This window comes from Enteroscipio rubneri (assembly GCF_963929405.1).
Taxonomy (GTDB): Bacteria; Actinomycetota; Coriobacteriia; order Coriobacteriales; family Eggerthellaceae; genus Enteroscipio; species Enteroscipio rubneri.
In genome coordinates this window covers 508,197-524,272 of record NZ_CAWVIN010000002.1, presented here as the reverse complement: position 1 = coordinate 524,272, position 16,076 = coordinate 508,197, and the positions used below count along the sequence as shown (strand labels likewise).

Below are 16,076 nucleotides of genomic sequence, written 5' to 3'. Positions count from 1 at the left end.
TCGCCGGAGTCCGGACGATCGCGTCGCAAGCCGCTTTCGACCCGCAGGTCCACTCCGAATCCGAGACTGCAGCCGGCTTGTCATAGCCTTGTCGGCTGCCTTGACCTACAATAAAGGACACAAACGAGGGGGAAGGAACGGCTATGGCATATGAGACGATACGAACCGAGGCACGCGATGGGATGCTGACCATCACGTTGAACCGCCCTGAGGCGCGCAACGCAATGAGCTCGCTCATGATGCAGGAACTTTCCAACGAGCTGGAGCGCTGGGACGACGATCCGACGCAGCGCGTCTGCATTCTCACGAATGCTGGCACGTGCTTTTGTGCAGGCGCCGACTTGAAAGAACTCGCTGCAGGCACCTATCATCTGCCGCCTGGCAAAGAGGACTGGGGGCTGCTCGGCATGTCGAAGCATGCGTTCAAAAAGCCGCTCATTGCCGCCGTAAACGGCGTGTGCGTCGGCGGCGGCATGGGCCTTGTGCTTGCCTGCGACATCGCCATCGCCAGCCGGCACTCCGTCTTCGGGCTTCCGGAGGCGCGCCACGGCCGGGCATCCACCGGCGACGGCGCCATCCTGCGGCTCATGCAGCAGATCCCCCATAAATACGCTGCCGAGCTGATCCTGGTGGGCGACAACATTGATGCGGCACGAGCGTGCGACTGGGGACTCGTGAGCCGCGTCGTCGATGAAGAAGAGCTCATGCCTGCGGCACGCAAGCTTGCCGCAGGCATCGTAAAGAGCGCGCCTTTGGCCGTGGAATACTCGAAGGCCGCCATGAAGGAGGCGGCGGCCGAAAACGACCTATGCCCTGGCAAAGGCTGGGCGATCATGGATCGCTACCAAGAGCTCGTGAACGCAACCGAAGATGCGCAGGAGGGCCCGCGAGCGTTCGCGGAGAAGCGCGAACCCTCCTGGAGCGGCAGATAGCCAGCGAGGCGCCTGCTAGCGCGAGGACGCCTCCTCGGCCGCACGGGCGGCTGCCATCTCGGCGGCCTCGGCGGCGTTTGCGGGGCTGATGCCGTAGCTGGGTGCGAGCACGCTCTCGGGCATGGGCGCACCGGCATAGCAGCGAACCGCTCCTTCGGCATCAGCCTCATCAATCTCAGTATTGGAGAAGCCCAGCTCCTCCAATACCTCGCGCGTGTCATAGCCCACGGGACGAGACCGGTAGAGCACCGGATCCCCAAGGCTCGCCAGACGCACGGGAGCAGTGGTCACAGTGTAGGAGTTGTCGGAGCCGTATCCCTGATCGTCGTACTGCACGCGACGCAGCTGGTCGTTGGCGAACGCCTCGGGATCTTCCAGGACATCGGCCACCGTTCGGCATCGCTCGCACGCCAGCTCCCGCTCGACGAGCAACGGCTCCCACTCCGCCCAGGTCCTCTGCCTGAAGATTCGCTCCATCTCGGCGATGACCTCGACGTTCTTGCCGTTACGAGCGAGAGCTTCGAGGCTGTTGTACTCCGGATCCTCCCAGTAACGCGAATCCATTCCAATACTCTCGAACACCTTGCGGTGGAACTTGTTGTAGTTCCCGAAGCACATCACGAACCACACGCCGTCGGATGTAACGTAGCTATTGTTGGTCGGACAGGGAGCCTCGGCGCGGTTCTTCGGGTGGGGCTGCCCCTGCTGCTGAGCGCAGATCGCGCTCATCATGCCCCAGTTGGAGACATGGTACAGGCTCGTCACCACCTTGTCCCCCACCCCGGTGCGCTCGGCGTTCCAGAGCGCCGCCAAAACGCCCACGGCAAGCGCGTTCGAGGAGTTCCAATCGCCGAAAGCAACGGGGCAGTTGCCCACCTCGAAATGCTCGCCCGCGTTCGGAAAGCTCATGGTTACTCCCCCACGTGCACCGTATGTTATCGCGTCGAATCCCTGCTCGTCGGCCATCTCGCCGCGTTCGCCGTACCCACGCAGCTGCGCCCATACGAGCCGAGGGTATTTCTCGTGGAGCGTTTCGTAGTCAAGTCCCAAGCGGCGGAGCGCCGGGGTGCGATTGCTCGTGATGAACACGTCGGCGTCAGCCAGAAGGCGCATCATGACCTCCATGCCCTTCTCGGTCTTCAAGTTCAACGAAACCCACTTACGGTTGAAACCGCCGCAATCGAATGCTGCGTCATCGGCATCGGTCTTGAACTTCATGCCCCACGACACACCCTGCGTCCTCTGGTCATCGCCGATCTCGCGCTCGACTTTGTATACTGTCGCCCCCAGCTCGCCCAACAGACGCGCGCACCCTGGCGCCGCCGCGAACACGGTGAGGTCGACTACCTTCAGCCCCTTCAATCCACCCATAGCATCCTCCTGTTTGCATCTCCGATTAGCATTCGCCTCTGCGCTGCGCAGCAGCCCGGCTTGTCCGTTTGCAGGATGCGGAACCAAGTTCGGGCCTGCCGATCGCAGCCGAGTTTTCCAAAATCAACAGCAGACACCCCCAGGGAACTGCTTCAGTTTTTCACCTCGATCGTTGACAAGTAGCTCGCAAGTTTTCGATCGATCAAACTTGCAGCATCCAAATCGCCGTGAAATGCGCACCAGTAGAACATAACGCCCGTAGAAATCGAAGCGATCTCGATCTTCACTTCCTCGAAATCAAGATCAGGAAGAATGGTTCCTTCCCGTTGTCCCTCGACCAGATACTCGCATGCTTTATCGAGCACCACAGCATTTTCTTTGGGTCGATTCCGATAATCGAGCACCGGATTGGTCGGCGTATAGAACGCCGTCATAAACTCCCAACCCGCCTCTTCGTAACATTTCACCATATGCTGGTATATATTGCGCACCTTCTGCGATGCTGTCATGTTTTCGATGCCGACGAGCGATTCAGCCTCGTAGCGCCTGAAGGTGTACACCAGATAGTATCCGATCACTTCTTCTTTGCTGTCGAACAGGTGGTAGAACGCTCCCGTCGAAAGACCGGCTTCTTTGCAAATGGCACGCACGTTAAGACCTGCAATGCCCTGAGTCTGGACGATTCGGACAACAGCTTCCATCAGCTTCTGCCTGCTGAGCGCAGAACGCGCATCCTGTTTGGAGAGAAACGTCGTGGGCTGCTCCATGAACGCCTGTTTTGCCACTATGCAACAACATCCTTCTTTGGCTCACTCATTCGCCAACGCGCAGTCAATCTCCGAGACAAGCCTCCGAGTACTCGCAGCATCTTCGCGCAACGTCCTCAAGAGAGGGGCGAATTCATTTTCGATTCGATCGATTTTACCGTTCAAACAATCGATCTGCGCCTTGATTCTGTGTTTTTTCATGAGATTAAGTTCTTTCAATACGGAAAACCGCTGTTCGAGTTCATGGATCTGCTGTCTGTAATAGCCTGTATCGGCTAAGCCTGCAATCGACCGAATATCCGCTTGCAATCGAGCGGCATCACCGATCAGGCGCTCGCGCCGAGCCTCTAGGTCCGGCTGCTCGCAGTCCGTCCAGGCCTGATACGAAATCCTTCGATGCATTGCGCGATCCCGCGCATCCTTCTTGAGAGCTTCCTTGCGAGCATGACCTTCCTCGATCCTCGCATCAAGCGCTCGATGGAACGTCGCCCCATAACCTTCCTTGCGATTGAAGGAGGCGTATGCGACATATACCAGCCGATCAGCCGGAACGACGCTTTTCCGAGAGCGGGCGCACATCATGTCGCAGAGCGCAATCTCGTGTTTGACGATGTCGCATCTAAGCGGAGATGTTTCCTCAAGCAATCGCAACCATGCAAGCATAGTCTCGTGCACATGCTTCGCGCTCTCGTACGAAGGCATCATCGAATGAGCCTCGAGCATCAAGCCGATTTGGCTTTTGCGAGCATGATACACGTGCGCCGCCAAGGCCGCTCCTCCTTCGGGATCCGCTGCTAAAGCGCGTCGGATCGCCGTCGTCGCCTTATCGAGATCCAGTGTGCACATTTTGGAATCCCAACCCGCATGCTCGGCCAACATCGCCCATGTCTCTTCGTTGCGGGAATCGGCCGAGGGCGCCTTGCAGCTGCATTCCGCACCCATCGCCCTGTCGTCGTTAGAACAGGAGGCAGCTGCTTTTTCCAGCCGATAGCCCATCGCGCCCGCATCGACGCGCCCATCCAGTGTTCGATTGTTCAGGATTGCAGGCATTATGTCCCCCTTTGATCGAATGCGTTATCCGGCAGCGCAGCGACCGTGTGCCGCCCGCCCCTTATCAGCTGCGTGCCTCCATCGCCTCCTGAAGCCCCTGCAGTCGGGTTTCGAACTGCGCTTCCGAGAACACGCGCGGGTCTGCCTGATCTGCATCGAACATGGTATACGGCAGCCCGAAGCGGTTTCTGAGCTGGCGCTGCATCTCGAACATGATACCCACCCACGGCTTGCAGCTGCGCATAACGTTGCACAAAACGCCGTCGCATTGATAGCGATCCAACAGACCGCTGCGGTAATCCGCTCCGATCTGGACGCCCGTTGCGTTGTTCGTGCTGGAATACGACACGCACAGCTCGTAAAGGTCTTCGAACGTGGTGCCGTAGTTGCCGGTATACGGCGTTCCCACCATGTTGATACCCTTTTCGGCAAGCGAAGTCGAATTCTGGCGCAAATACGGCCAGCAGCACAAGCCGTCCCACATGATCCGATACCGCTCTTCGCCTGGAAATGTCGTCTCGTCCGCCGCGATGCGCTCCTGCAGCTCCCCGATGAAGAGTTTCAACGCCTCGGTGGTCTCTTTCTTGCCGCGGGCGACAATCATCAGCGCCATAAAGTTGTACTCGTCGAACGCGCTCGCCGGCGACGGAACGGTCTGACCGATGAGATCCATTGCCTCTTGGAACAAACGTCCGTTCTCGCTCGAAGTCTCGAGAACCTCTTGAAAACGGTCGTAATCGAAGGTTCTGCCGGTGACCTCTTCAAGCCGTTCGACGATTCCCTGCAATTGGCTTTTCACGTACTCGATCTTCGCCGGCTCGTAGTCGGCCTGCGTGCTGTAGGGAACATCGAGCATGATCATCGGAATATCGTATTTCCATGCTAGGTTCTCGTACCACTTGTTCACCGTCGAACAAATGTTGTTGCTCACGCACAGGAAATCCGGTGCTGGAATATCAAGGCCGTGCCCGAAATCCTCATCGCGCTCGTCAAACCCGATGCTGATGCGCGCATACGAGCAGAGATCGGAAGAATACCCCAAGCTCTCCGCCTTTTCGCAAAACAGTTCGGCGCCCTTCTTTGCCGCAACCGCAGCAGCATGGTTCTCGGGATAGACCACCTTGATGCCCATCACCTCAAACAGCTCCTTGGCGAAGTTGGAGGTCGAGTAGCAGATGGGATCTCCCGCCGCTTTGGCCACGCGAATCTCCTCGTAGATATCGCCCATCTGAGCACGCATAAGCTCGCGCGCGCGACTTTTCGTCTTAACCGTTTTCATGAGTCCGTGCACACCCCTCCCGTGAATCCGCTGCGCAAAAGCCCGTGCCCGAGCGATCTCCGAGCATCTCGGCGAAAGCCTGTATGCGTGTCGCGGCCTGTTCGCTTGCAACTTCCTGCGACTCCATTTCCAGCACAAGCAATGCGATGTTTTGGGCTTCAAGCTGCTGTTTCATAACCGGCACGTCGAACTCTTCCGCCTCGCAGAACTTGACCGAACACATCACGACCCCGTCTGCGCCGCGCTCGCGCACGAGCGCGGCAAGCAGCTCGCCTCGTTCCTTGAGCGGGTCGAGCGCGACGGACACGCCCCGGACGCGCTCCCAAAGCGCGGCAAGCGAATCGAACGGGTCGACGCGTCCGGGAACATCGTGGCTGTAGCGAGCCGACTCGGAAATCGTGAGATCGCCCACCACCGCGATCCCGTTCTTCTCCAGCTCGACGAGCAAAGAAGGCGAATCGACGAGCACTCCCGTCAGTACGACCTTAATGCCCGGAAACTCATGCACGGACAGCGCCGCCAGCGCATCGTCGAGCTGTTCGACCAGTGCCGTATGTCTTTCTACAGCCATGCTTCGAGCAGCCGCGAAGACCGCCTGCCGCATACACGGAGCGATGCTGTCGGCATGCCGGGCGGCAAGCGCAGAGAACCGTCGCAACGCTGCACGCTGGCGATTGTACAGAGCGATGCTCGTACGCATTGCCCGCTCCGTGATGCGGGAACCCGTAATCGTTTCGAGTCGCTCGGCCACGCGATGCAGCTGCTGCACCATATATGCATGGGCCTCAGGCGTAGTGCGAACGGTCGGTTGGACAACATCGATGATGGCCGCATCGGGACGCGCGAACTTCCAGTTTTCTTCGAGGTTTCGCAACCCATCACACGTAGTGGGAACGATGACGCAGTCCAAATCGTCGTAGCTACCATCGAGCACCCGCTCCATCAGGGTGAACAGGAGAGAGCAGTAGAACGCCGGGTAGTAGCTTCCAGCGGCACCCGTCGACGAGCCCCCGCCCCATAGCTCGATCGGGTGCATGCCGGCGGCGTGCACCAATTCAAGCGGAAAGAAATAGGGCACGCATCCTGCCACGGCCCGTCCTTCGGCCTTGGCCTGCTCGACCGCACGCCAAGGATGCTCCGCACCCTCGCGCAATTGCGCAAGGATATCCTCAATATCTGACATCGTATAGTCCTCCTGCTTCCCTGCCGGCGACGGGCCCTGCCGCCACCGAGCGGATCCTACCCTTGCCCAGCGCTTCGATCGCAAACAGAGCGGCCCCCAACGCACCGCTCAGTTGGCAGCTATCGGGAATCTCTATAGCTACCCCGAGTTCGTTTTCAAGAGCCCGAACCGCACCTTGGTTGCGGGCCACGCCGCCGCTCATGGCGACCGGGCCCTCGACAGGACCCAATCGGCGGACGAGGCTTGCCGCCCTCCTCGCCACCGATCGATGAATGCCCGCCACGATGTTAGGAATGGGCTCGCCCTCCGCAAGGCGCGATATCACCTCGGACTCGGCGAATACCGTGCACGTCGAGCTGATCTCCACCGGCAAATCAGCCTGCCCGTCAAGCTCACTGAGCAACGACACATCGCTCTCAACGACGCGCGCCATCACATCGAGGAACCGACCCGTACCGGCAGCGCACTTCTCGTTCATGATGAACTCGTCAAGTGCGCCGTCCGCTCTCAGGCGCAGCGCCTTGGCGTCCTGTCCCCCAATATCAATGATCGTACGGACGCCGGGCAGAAGCAGGCTCACGCCTTTCGCATGGCAGCTAATCTCGCTTACCTGCTTATCTGCCCGGTTGAAACGTTGCCGCCCATAGCCAGTCGCGACGCTATAGGCTATGTCATCCCAAGCAAGGCTCGTTTGCTCGAACAGAGCGGACAACGCCTGGTCTACGCCGCTGGTGCCAGCGCCCAAAGCACATACCGACGAACCGACCGTTTCGCGCCTCTCGTTGACGATGACGGCTTTCGAGGCGGTGGATCCTATATCAATTCCCAATCCGTACACAGCACCGTTCCTATCCGTACGACTCGACCTGTTTCACTTCATCGCGCGAAGCCTAGCTTTTCTCAAGCTCGGCGACGAGCATGTTGCTCACGCCGTTGGTCTGCTCGCTGATGCTCTTATACAGATCCCGCACCCCATCGAGAGCCAGGACGTCCTCGAAGAACCTGTCGTCATATTCGATAAGCTCCATACCGGCATCGAGCATTGTCTGCGTGCTCGTGGCATCAAGGTCGCTCAGCTGCGAACCGATCTCGCGCGTGGCTTCTTCGAATGCCTGCTTGACAGCAGCCTGGTACTTCGCATCAAGAGCATCCCATGCTTCCTTGTTGATGCTCATGTTGTACGAGGACAAGATGTGGTTGGTACGGCACAGATAGCCCTGAACCTCCTGAAGACTCGCGCCAACCGCCGTGTCGGTGGGGTTCTCCTGCCCATCTACCGTGCCGTTCTGCAGGGCGAAGTACACCTCGCTGAACGCAAGCGGAGTCGGCTCAGCGCCGAGAGCCTGCCAGAACGCCATGTGGTTGTTGTTCTCCATCGTGCGAACCTGGAAGCCCTTGAAGTCGTCCAAGCTGTTCAGGGCCCTGTTCGATGTTGCCAGGCGGAAGGTCGCGTCCTGGAGGAAGCCCAGGTTGTACAGCCCGCCCTCGCCATAGGCCTTCTGCAGCGCCGTTGTGAAATCGTTCTCGCCGTTCAGCACGCCCTCGATGCGTTCGGCCTCGCTTGTCGCGAACACCATCGGCAGATCAAATGCAGCAAGTTCGGGGATGAACGACACAATCGGGGCAGGCTGGGAGACGACCATCTGGATGTCGTTGCTCTGCTCTTGGCGAATCAAATCGACGTCGCCGCCGAGCTCGCTGTTGCCATGGTAGTCGATTGTGAGCTTGCCTTCTGTGATCTCGCTTACCCGACCGGTAAACTCTTCAGACCAGAGATTGCCCGCGGATCCGGGACTTGCGCAGTCGGCGAGAATCAAGGTCGTCGGTGCAAGATCGGCGTATTCACCTTCCTCGGAAGATGCACCGCTCGTTTGCGAACCCCCCTTGTCGCTTGCGCATCCGGCAAGACCCAACGCTCCCAATGCCAAGGAGGCGGCCAGCGCCGAAGCGACGCCAATTTTCGCCATACGACCACTTCGCCGGGCTTTCTCAATCGTTTGCATTTCCCCACTCCTTTCAATACCCTTTCCAACCGTTCTATCTCATTGGCTTTGAACCAACGAAACCAAGCCTTAGCTCAAAAACCATGTCGAGAGCCAAGGAACGTACACGATCACAATGAGCGCGATCAGAAACGCCGCGATGAACTGCACCGAGCGACGCGCGATAGCCATCGGCTTTTCGCCCGCGATATTCGAGACGACGAACAGGTTGAGTCCGAATGGCGGCGTTGCAAGGCCGACGGACAAGCAGCACACCAGCACAACGCCGAAATGCACCGGATCAAGACCCATCGCCTGCATGGCAGGCAGCAGGATGGGAGCTAGGATGATGATGGCCGGACCTGTATCCATCACCATTCCCAAGATCAGGAACAGAACGGTCAGCACCGTCAGGGCGACCCACACGTTACCGAACGTGCTCGTGATGAATGCAGTGATAGCCGAGGAAGCCCCCGTCAGTGCAAGCACGCGCCCGAATGCCGTGGCGAACGCAAGCACAAACGCCAAACCGCCGTATGTGCGTACCGCGGTGACCATAATGTCTTTGATTTCGGATATCTTGATGGTCTTGTAGATGCACAGCGAAACGAATAGCGCGTAGAACACGCTCACGCAGGCCGCTTCGGTCGGCGTGACGAAACCGGCGTAGATGCCGCCTAAAACGATGACCGGACACAACAGCGCCGGCACGCTATCAAGGAACAGATGGATGAAGCCCTTGCCCTTGATCTCCTCCATCGCGCTTTCGATGCGTTCGCGATCTTCGCCTTTGCGCTTGCAATAAACGATGCTGTAAATCATCATGCACAAGCCGATGAGGATACCCGGGAAGATACCGCCGATGAAAAGAGAACCGGTCGAAACGCCTGTTGCCAACGAATACAGAACGAACGGAATCGACGGCGGGATAATGACGCCCAAACCGCCTGCCACCACAATAATCGCAGCACTCCATTTGCGGTCATAGCCCAAGCTGATCAAAAACGGCACGCACATGGCGCCTACCGCTGCAGCCGTTGCGGGACCGGAACCGGAAATAGCTCCGTAAAACAGACAGGTTAGAATAACCGCGCAGGGCACGCCGCCAGGGAAGCGGTCCACAAAGAACGCGAAGAAGTTAAACAGCTTCTTCGAGATGCCGCCCTCCGCCATGATGATGCCGCCGAAGATGAAGAGCGGCACCGCGAGGATGGGCGTGGAATTCGCTCCCGAAAAGGCGTTGTTGATCAACTGAGGGATGCTTCCTCCGGATCCCGCGAACACGATGGGCGCGAGCGATCCCGCCACCATCGCAATGCCGATAGGCACCGCCAACGCGGTGGCGATTAGAAACACTGCAAATACAAGCACTGCCGGCATTACCCTCGCCCCCCTTCGATAGCCTCAGTGTCCGCGCTGGAAGGAGCGGTACGCAGCCCCGCAGCCGCTTCCTGCTCTGCCACCTGTTCGACGCTGCTTACGGGAGGCACCTTTATGCACCTGAGATGAATGACTGCCATCTGAAGACTGCGCACCGCACCGAGCACGAAACCAGCCAAGACGATGACGTACATAATCCACATGGGCAGCATCATCGCAGGAGAACTCTCTTCGCTCGCAACGATGCTTTCCAGAACGCCCGCACCGCCCCACGAGAGCACCGCAAGCATCACAAACGTAAAGACATCCACCAGAAAGGTGAACACGTTTTGGGCCTTCCACGGCATCAGCTCGATGAGAGCGGTGACCCGAAGTGTCGTGACCGTGCGGATGGTATAGGGAAGCGACAGAAACACCGTAGCGATCCAGGCAAAACGGCAGAACTCCTCAGCCCAGGTGAGCGTTGGCATGAACGGCACATTCCTTGCAATGACCTGCAACAACTCCACAATGCAGATAGCGATCAGAAGCAGTATGAGGATGGCCTCCTCGAAGTGGCCATCGATCCATGCGAGAGGAGCAAGCTTCTTCTTGGATGTAACATTTGCATCTTCCATTGCTGCGTCCTTTCCAAAAGGCACTCCCGTGATGCACAAGGGCCCTTTTCTTCCTTGTTTCAAGCTGCGATCAGCAATCCTGATCATCGCAGCTCGACACGGCCAATCCGGCTTCGCGACCGTCGCGGATAGCATCGACAATGAGATCATTCCCGTCATCGCGCGCAGATCCTGCAATGTGCGCCTCGATGCCGAGAGCGCGAACAGCCTCAAAGAGCTCTCGTGCGGCAGACATACCGGGAAGGGACAGCGCCGTATCGCACGCGACAACCCGCGTGCCCGCTTTCGAGACCAGAGTCGCCTTTTCGTTCGAGAGTTCAATACTCGACACCCCAGTGATAACCTCGACGCCGTTTTTCTCGAACCAGGGCAGCAGTCGATTGCGATAGCGCGGCGGCATCTGCTCAGCCACCTCCTCGCCCGACGTTACGACCGTTACCGAGCGATTTCGCTTTTTGAGCCAAAGTGCCCCCTGCAACCCGGGCATGCCGGCCCCGATTACGACGACGTTATTTCCCACGCCAGGCAGAAGCATCTTGGAAGCCGCGCCGACGAAGCTGGCGCCGAACAGGCGAAGCGGCAGGTCGGACATCCTTTGAAGCTTATCGACGTCCGTGCTGTTGCGCCGTGTCGCCCCTTTTGGACTCACGATCTCATATCGTCCACCGCACGCAACGATTACCGCGTCGGGCGCTTCGACTACAAGAGTCTCCGCTGTCGCCTCGACGCCGGTTTTCACCGTGATGGAAAGCTTATCGACCATGTGGACAAGGTGATCGAGTATTGCATCGACGTTGTCCAAAGAAGAGCCCTTGATCAGGGAAGCCAGGGGCAGATGACCGCCGATTCTCGATTTCCTCTCGTACAGCACCACCTCGTGCCCGCAGGCGGCAGCCGTGCAAGCGGCCTCCATACCCGCAGGGCCACCGCCCACCACAACCACCTTCTTTATTACAGCAGCAGGCTTGGGATCCCGGTCGTAACGGCCAAGAGCAGGGTTGACGCGACAAACGCGCGGCCCCATTGTGGCGATCTTCCCCCCGCCTTCGCACGTGCCGCAACGCGTGCAATGCCGGATGTCTTCAGGACGTCCCTCGATGAGCTTGCGAGGCATCTCAGGATCTGCCCACAGCGCGCGATTGAAGCCAGCCAAGTCGGCCTTGCCCTCGGATAGAATTATCTCTGCCTTCTTTTCATCGAGGCGGCCCACGCATACCACCGGCACATGTACCGCTTGCTTTATTGCCGCGGCAGCAGGAATGAGCGTTCCTTCGCCCTCGAAATCTTTCATGTACGGTTTCATGAACTCGTCAGGCTCCGGATAGGGAAAATAGTCAACGGGCAGATAGAGCATCGGAGAGAGCATCCGGCCGAACCCTTCTCCGGTGACAGAGATGTAATCGACGCCTTCAGCCTCGAATAGCTTGGCGATCTGACAGGACTCTTCGATGGTCATGGCACGCTCGTGACCGAATTCGATACCATTGAAACGCACCCCCATCAAAAAACCCTCGGGGCTGTTTGCGCGGACGCCGCGCATGATCTCGCGCGGCAGACGGGTTCGATTTTCGAACGAACCGATACCGTAGCGATCGGTTCGCTTGTTCCATACCCGGGTCAGAAAACTTGCCATGAAGTAGCTGTGCGCAGCATGAACCTCCACACCGTCAAAACCCGCTTCCACAAGCCTGCGCACTGCGGCAAAATAATGCTTTTTCATGATTTCGATCTCTTCGAGCGAAAGAGCCCGCGGAACAGGGTCATTCAGAGGCATCTCCTCATCGGTCAGCGCAGAAGGGCCGACAGGGTCCGTGAAGTCCGCCGGACCTGGATGATGCAATTGCCCCACGACGAGCGCTCCATTTGCATGGACAAGGTCGACGAGCTCCTTCAATCCGGGCATGAACTTGTCATCGAATACGCCACCCATGGTAAACTTCGCATCTCCCCAGGGCATGAACGACATCGTGTCCACGCAGACCAATGCCGTGCCGCCCTGGCTGATCTTGTCATACAAAGCCTTGACTCGATCGGTGACAAAACCTTCGCTCGACCAATACCTACTGCCTGCAGCCGTTTTAACAATGCGGTTTTTAAGCGTCCTGCCCCCTACCTCGATCGGCGAAAGCAGCATGTCGAATGTCGTCCTCAAGACAGATCCCCCTTCTTCGCACAACCGGCCGATAAAAACACAGCTGCTTTAGAATGCGGACATCAGCGGGGCGAGCGTGTTGACAGTCATGCCGCCGTCCACCACGAGAACTGCGCCTGTGATATAGTCAGCCTCGTCACTGGACAGGAAATATATGGCGTTGGCTTGATCGACAGGCTCGCCCACGCGCCTGAGCGGGGTCATGGCGTTGCGCTTTTCACGAGCACCGGGCTTGTCGATGCGCTCGCGGTTGATATCGGTGTAGGTGTGCCCCGGAGCGACCACATTAACGCGGACCTTGCGCGGGCCCCACTCGCCCGCAAGCTGTTTCGACAGCATGATCACGCCAGCCTTGGAGGGGCTGTACGATCCCGAAAGGAATATCGGGTTCAGACCTCCCATCGAGGAGATGTTGACGATCGAGCCGCCTTTGTCGAGCATCTCGCGGCCGAACGCCTGGCAGCAAAAAAACGTGCCGTTCAAGTTGACGTCAACGCATGCTTTCCAGCTTTCCGCGGAGAGGCTTTCCAGAGGAAGGCTTCCGGGACCCTGATATGCCGCACCGCACACTAAAGCGTCCACCTTACCAAAACGCTCGATAACCTGATTCTTTGCAGAAACCACGGACTCTTTATTGGAGACGTCGGTGCGAATGCTCGTCACGTTCTCGTGTGCCGAAGCCCACTCCTGCACACGATCCTCCAAGATGTCCAGAACAACAATCTGGCAGTCGGGCTCTCGTTCGATAAAGAGTTGGCAGGCCTTAGCTCCGATGCCGTCAGGCTTCGAAGCACCGGTCACCACGATCACGCGGCCCTCTAGTTCTCCCATCTTCGCCCCCTTCGATTTGGTATAACAGAACATGTTACGTAACATGTTCTAAAATACACACGGGGAGACAGGACGTCAAGGCGCGGAGCTGAAGCAACCGTTCACCAAATGGCAAGATTTGACCAGTCCGGTTCGAGCAAGGATTGCAATGCGTCGTTGCATAAAAAAGCCCCGGCGCTTTGCCGGGGCTCGTTAAACCAGATGAGAAGGCGTTAAGCCTAGAGAATACCCTGGATCATGATGAACAGCGGGGCAAACGTCAACGACACGATGGTCATCAGGTTGATCAGGATGTTCATGGACGGGCCCGAGGTGTCCTTGAACGGGTCGCCCACGGTGTCGCCCACGACGGCGGCCTTGTGGGCCTCGGAGCCCTTGCCGCCGTGATGGCCCTGCTCGATGTACTTCTTCGCGTTGTCCCATGCGCCGCCGGCGTTAGACATGAAGATGGCCATGAGCATGCCGGTAGCCACGGCGCCTGCCAGGAAGCCTCCGAGCATGGCCGGGTTGAAGCAGCCGATGGCGACCGGCACAATGATGGCTAAGATGCCGGGCAGCATCATCTCGCGCAGCGCCGAGGACGTGGAGATGGCCACGCACTTGTCGTATTCGGGCTCGGCCTCGTAGGTCATGATGCCTTTGATCTCACGGAATTGGCGGCGCACTTCCTCCACCATCGCGTGGGCCGCACGCGACACCGCGCCCATGGTGAGGGCGGCGAACATGAACGGCATCATCGCGCCGATGAAGATACCTGCCACAATGAGCGGGTCGGTGAGCGTCAGTTCGAACTGAGGGATGGCGTGATGCATCGTGGCCTGGTAGGACACGAACAGCGAGATAGCCGACAGGCCCGCGGATGCGATGGCGAAGCCCTTTGCGATGGCGGCCGTCGTGTTGCCCACGGCGTCCAGAGCGTCGGTGCGATCGCGCACTTCCTCGGGCAGGCCCGCCATTTCGGCGATGCCACCCGCGTTGTCGGCCACGGGACCGTAGGCATCCACGCCGATGGTGATGGCCGTGTTGGACAACATGCCCGTCGCGGCCAGGCCCACGCCGAACAGGCCCACGGCGATGCCGCCTTCGGCGGAGGCAAGCGGGAATGCCATATTGCCGAACGTGAACGCGCCGATAATAGCGAGCGCCACCAATACGATGGGCGCGATGGTGGAGAGCATGCCCGTGCCGATGCCCTCAATGATGACCGTCGCCGCGCCGGTATCGGCCGCGTCGGCGATCTTGTGCACCGGCTTGTACTTATCGGAGCAGAAGTACTCGGTGATCTTGCCTATGGCAAGACCTGCGACAAGGCCGCACAATACCGAGCCGAACAGCCACAGAGGCTGCGCCTCGACAGACTGGGTGCTCCAGATGTAGAACAGGCAGAAGATTACGATAATCTCGATGCCGGCAGCCAGATACGTACCGCGGTTGAGCGCCTTGTGCAACGCCGCGCCCTCCTTGGCACGCACAGCGAACAGGCCGATGATGGACGTGATAATGCCGCAACCCGCGATGATCACGGGCGTGACGAGCGCCCACACGAGGTCGCCTGTGGCGAAGTAGCCGCCCAGCGCGCCGAACGTGGCCGCCAGGATAGTGGGGGCGAGGATCGCGCCCGTATAGCTCTCGAACAGGTCGGCGCCCATGCCCGCAACGTCGCCCACGTTGTCGCCCACGTTGTCGGCGATGGTGGCAGGGTTGCGAGGGTCGTCCTCCGGAATGCCCGCTTCGACCTTGCCCACGAGGTCGGCGCCCACGTCGGCCGCCTTCGTGTAGATGCCGCCGCCCACACGGGCGAACAGCGCTACGGCGGAAGCGCCGGTAGCGAAGCCCTCCACCATGCCGATGTTCGTGTGCATGAGGTTGGCGAGCTCGGCGTTGATGTCCACGCCCATGGCCAGTCCGAACACCATGGCGATGAGCCACAGGGACAGGCCCAGCAGCGCGAACGACGCCACGCACAAGCCCATCGTAAGGCCGGACTTAAAGCTGATGTTCAGCGCCTTGGCCACCGACTCCTCGGCGGCGTACGCGGTGCGCGTGTTTGCGCGCGTGGCCACGTGCATGCCGACATAGCCCGCGGCGGCCGACATGACGCCGCCCGTGACGAACGCGAGCGCCGTGATGGGCGACAGTGCCACAGCCATCACGACGGCCACGATCACCATGAAGATGACGAGCAGCTTGTACTCGCTCATGAGGAACGCCTTGGCGCCCTGCTGGATCTTGATAGAGATGTTGTTCATCTTGTCCGGACCGGGGTCTTGCCGAAGCACCCACGATCCGAGGTAGCCCGCCATGCAGATGCCTATCAGGGCGCACACGGGAGCCATCCATGCGACTGCAGTAGTCACGTGATTCCTCCTTGATTTGACCGACACGAACCGATGCGGCCTTCGCACCGGGCATTGAGGTGGGAAGATCGCAACTGCCTCATTTTAGGGGATTTGCAGGTAATGTGAAGTCCGAATCGCAGTTTTTTGGGCTGCAGAACAAAAACCCCGGTCGGCGCACCGGTGCGAGCAACCG

At 59.1% G+C, this 16,076-nt stretch carries 13 protein-coding genes; 1 reads left to right on the top strand and 12 read right to left on the bottom strand.

What is annotated here, in order from left to right; translation table 11 throughout:
- Positions 1 to 143: 143 nt before the first annotated feature.
- Positions 144 to 932, top strand: coding sequence for an enoyl-CoA hydratase/isomerase family protein (locus tag ABGT83_RS05645; RefSeq protein WP_103264348.1), 789 nt, complete (start codon positions 144 to 146; stop codon positions 930 to 932).
- 15 nt (positions 933 to 947) lie between these two features.
- Here ABGT83_RS05645 and ABGT83_RS05640 read toward each other — a convergent pair whose 3' ends face one another.
- The 12 genes from ABGT83_RS05640 to ABGT83_RS05585 form a co-directional block, all read right to left on the bottom strand.
- On the bottom strand, positions 948 to 2,303 hold the full coding sequence (locus ABGT83_RS05640; protein ID WP_346686399.1) for a CaiB/BaiF CoA transferase family protein: 1,356 nt from the start codon (positions 2,301 to 2,303) through the stop codon (positions 948 to 950).
- 152 nt (positions 2,304 to 2,455) lie between these two features.
- A complete protein-coding gene (locus tag ABGT83_RS05635) occupies positions 2,456 to 3,088 on the bottom strand; it encodes a TetR/AcrR family transcriptional regulator (RefSeq protein WP_346686398.1) in 633 nt (210 codons plus the stop codon).
- 24 nt (positions 3,089 to 3,112) lie between these two features.
- A complete protein-coding gene (locus ABGT83_RS05630) occupies positions 3,113 to 4,120 on the bottom strand; it encodes a hypothetical protein (protein WP_346686397.1) in 1,008 nt (335 codons plus the stop codon).
- A 64-nt stretch (positions 4,121 to 4,184) separates the two neighbouring features.
- Positions 4,185 to 5,399 (bottom strand): 2-hydroxyacyl-CoA dehydratase subunit D, encoded by a 1,215-nt coding sequence (locus tag ABGT83_RS05625; protein ID WP_346686395.1) that lies wholly within the window; start codon positions 5,397 to 5,399, stop codon positions 4,185 to 4,187.
- Entirely contained in the window at positions 5,386 to 6,582 is a 1,197-nt protein-coding gene (locus tag ABGT83_RS05620; protein WP_346686394.1) for a 2-hydroxyacyl-CoA dehydratase subunit D, read from the bottom strand. The genes ABGT83_RS05625 and ABGT83_RS05620 overlap by 14 nt, the downstream gene beginning before the upstream one ends.
- The gene (locus tag ABGT83_RS05615; protein ID WP_346686392.1) at positions 6,569 to 7,420 is read right to left on the bottom strand and encodes an acyl-CoA dehydratase activase; all 852 of its coding nucleotides are present in this window, start codon (positions 7,418 to 7,420) and stop codon (positions 6,569 to 6,571) included. The genes ABGT83_RS05620 and ABGT83_RS05615 overlap by 14 nt, the downstream gene beginning before the upstream one ends.
- A gap of 52 nt (positions 7,421 to 7,472) precedes the next feature.
- Positions 7,473 to 8,585, bottom strand: coding sequence for a TRAP transporter substrate-binding protein (locus tag ABGT83_RS05610; protein WP_346686390.1), 1,113 nt, complete (start codon positions 8,583 to 8,585; stop codon positions 7,473 to 7,475).
- 69 nt (positions 8,586 to 8,654) lie between these two features.
- Entirely contained in the window at positions 8,655 to 9,944 is a 1,290-nt protein-coding gene (locus tag ABGT83_RS05605) for a TRAP transporter large permease (RefSeq protein ID WP_346686388.1), read from the bottom strand.
- A complete protein-coding gene (locus tag ABGT83_RS05600; protein WP_346686386.1) occupies positions 9,944 to 10,561 on the bottom strand; it encodes a TRAP transporter small permease in 618 nt (205 codons plus the stop codon). Before ABGT83_RS05600 ends, ABGT83_RS05605 begins: the two co-directional genes overlap by 1 nt.
- A gap of 70 nt (positions 10,562 to 10,631) precedes the next feature.
- On the bottom strand, positions 10,632 to 12,713 hold the full coding sequence (locus ABGT83_RS05595; protein WP_346686385.1) for an FAD-dependent oxidoreductase: 2,082 nt from the start codon (positions 12,711 to 12,713) through the stop codon (positions 10,632 to 10,634).
- Between the two features lie 48 nt (positions 12,714 to 12,761).
- On the bottom strand, positions 12,762 to 13,544 hold the full coding sequence (locus ABGT83_RS05590; RefSeq protein ID WP_346686383.1) for an SDR family NAD(P)-dependent oxidoreductase: 783 nt from the start codon (positions 13,542 to 13,544) through the stop codon (positions 12,762 to 12,764).
- Positions 13,545 to 13,762: 218 nt separating this feature from the next.
- Positions 13,763 to 15,880 carry a sodium-translocating pyrophosphatase gene (locus ABGT83_RS05585; RefSeq protein WP_187143253.1) on the bottom strand — a complete coding sequence of 706 codons (2,118 nt, stop codon included), beginning with the start codon at positions 15,878 to 15,880 and terminating at the stop codon, positions 13,763 to 13,765.
- Positions 15,881 to 16,076 lie beyond the last annotated feature (196 nt).

Bases quoted from the DNA above. Each gene is read 5' to 3' on its own strand.
- ABGT83_RS05640 (WP_346686399.1), bottom strand. From the start codon at position 2,303: ATGGGTGGATTGAAGGGGCTGAAGGTAGTCGACCTCACCGTGTTCGCG.
- ABGT83_RS05605 (WP_346686388.1), bottom strand. From the start codon at position 9,944: ATGCCGGCAGTGCTTGTATTTGCAGTGTTTCTAATCGCCACCGCGTTG.
- ABGT83_RS05600 (WP_346686386.1), bottom strand. From the start codon at position 10,561: ATGGAAGATGCAAATGTTACATCCAAGAAGAAGCTTGCTCCTCTCGCA.
- ABGT83_RS05620 (WP_346686394.1), bottom strand. From the start codon at position 6,582: ATGTCAGATATTGAGGATATCCTTGCGCAATTGCGCGAGGGTGCGGAG.
- ABGT83_RS05590 (WP_346686383.1), bottom strand. From the start codon at position 13,544: ATGGGAGAACTAGAGGGCCGCGTGATCGTGGTGACCGGTGCTTCGAAG.
- ABGT83_RS05645 (WP_103264348.1), top strand. From the start codon at position 144: ATGGCATATGAGACGATACGAACCGAGGCACGCGATGGGATGCTGACC.
- ABGT83_RS05610 (WP_346686390.1), bottom strand. From the start codon at position 8,585: ATGCAAACGATTGAGAAAGCCCGGCGAAGTGGTCGTATGGCGAAAATT.
- ABGT83_RS05625 (WP_346686395.1), bottom strand. From the start codon at position 5,399: ATGAAAACGGTTAAGACGAAAAGTCGCGCGCGCGAGCTTATGCGTGCT.
- ABGT83_RS05585 (WP_187143253.1), bottom strand. From the start codon at position 15,880: ATGGCTCCCGTGTGCGCCCTGATAGGCATCTGCATGGCGGGCTACCTC.
- ABGT83_RS05630 (WP_346686397.1), bottom strand. From the start codon at position 4,120: ATGCCTGCAATCCTGAACAATCGAACACTGGATGGGCGCGTCGATGCG.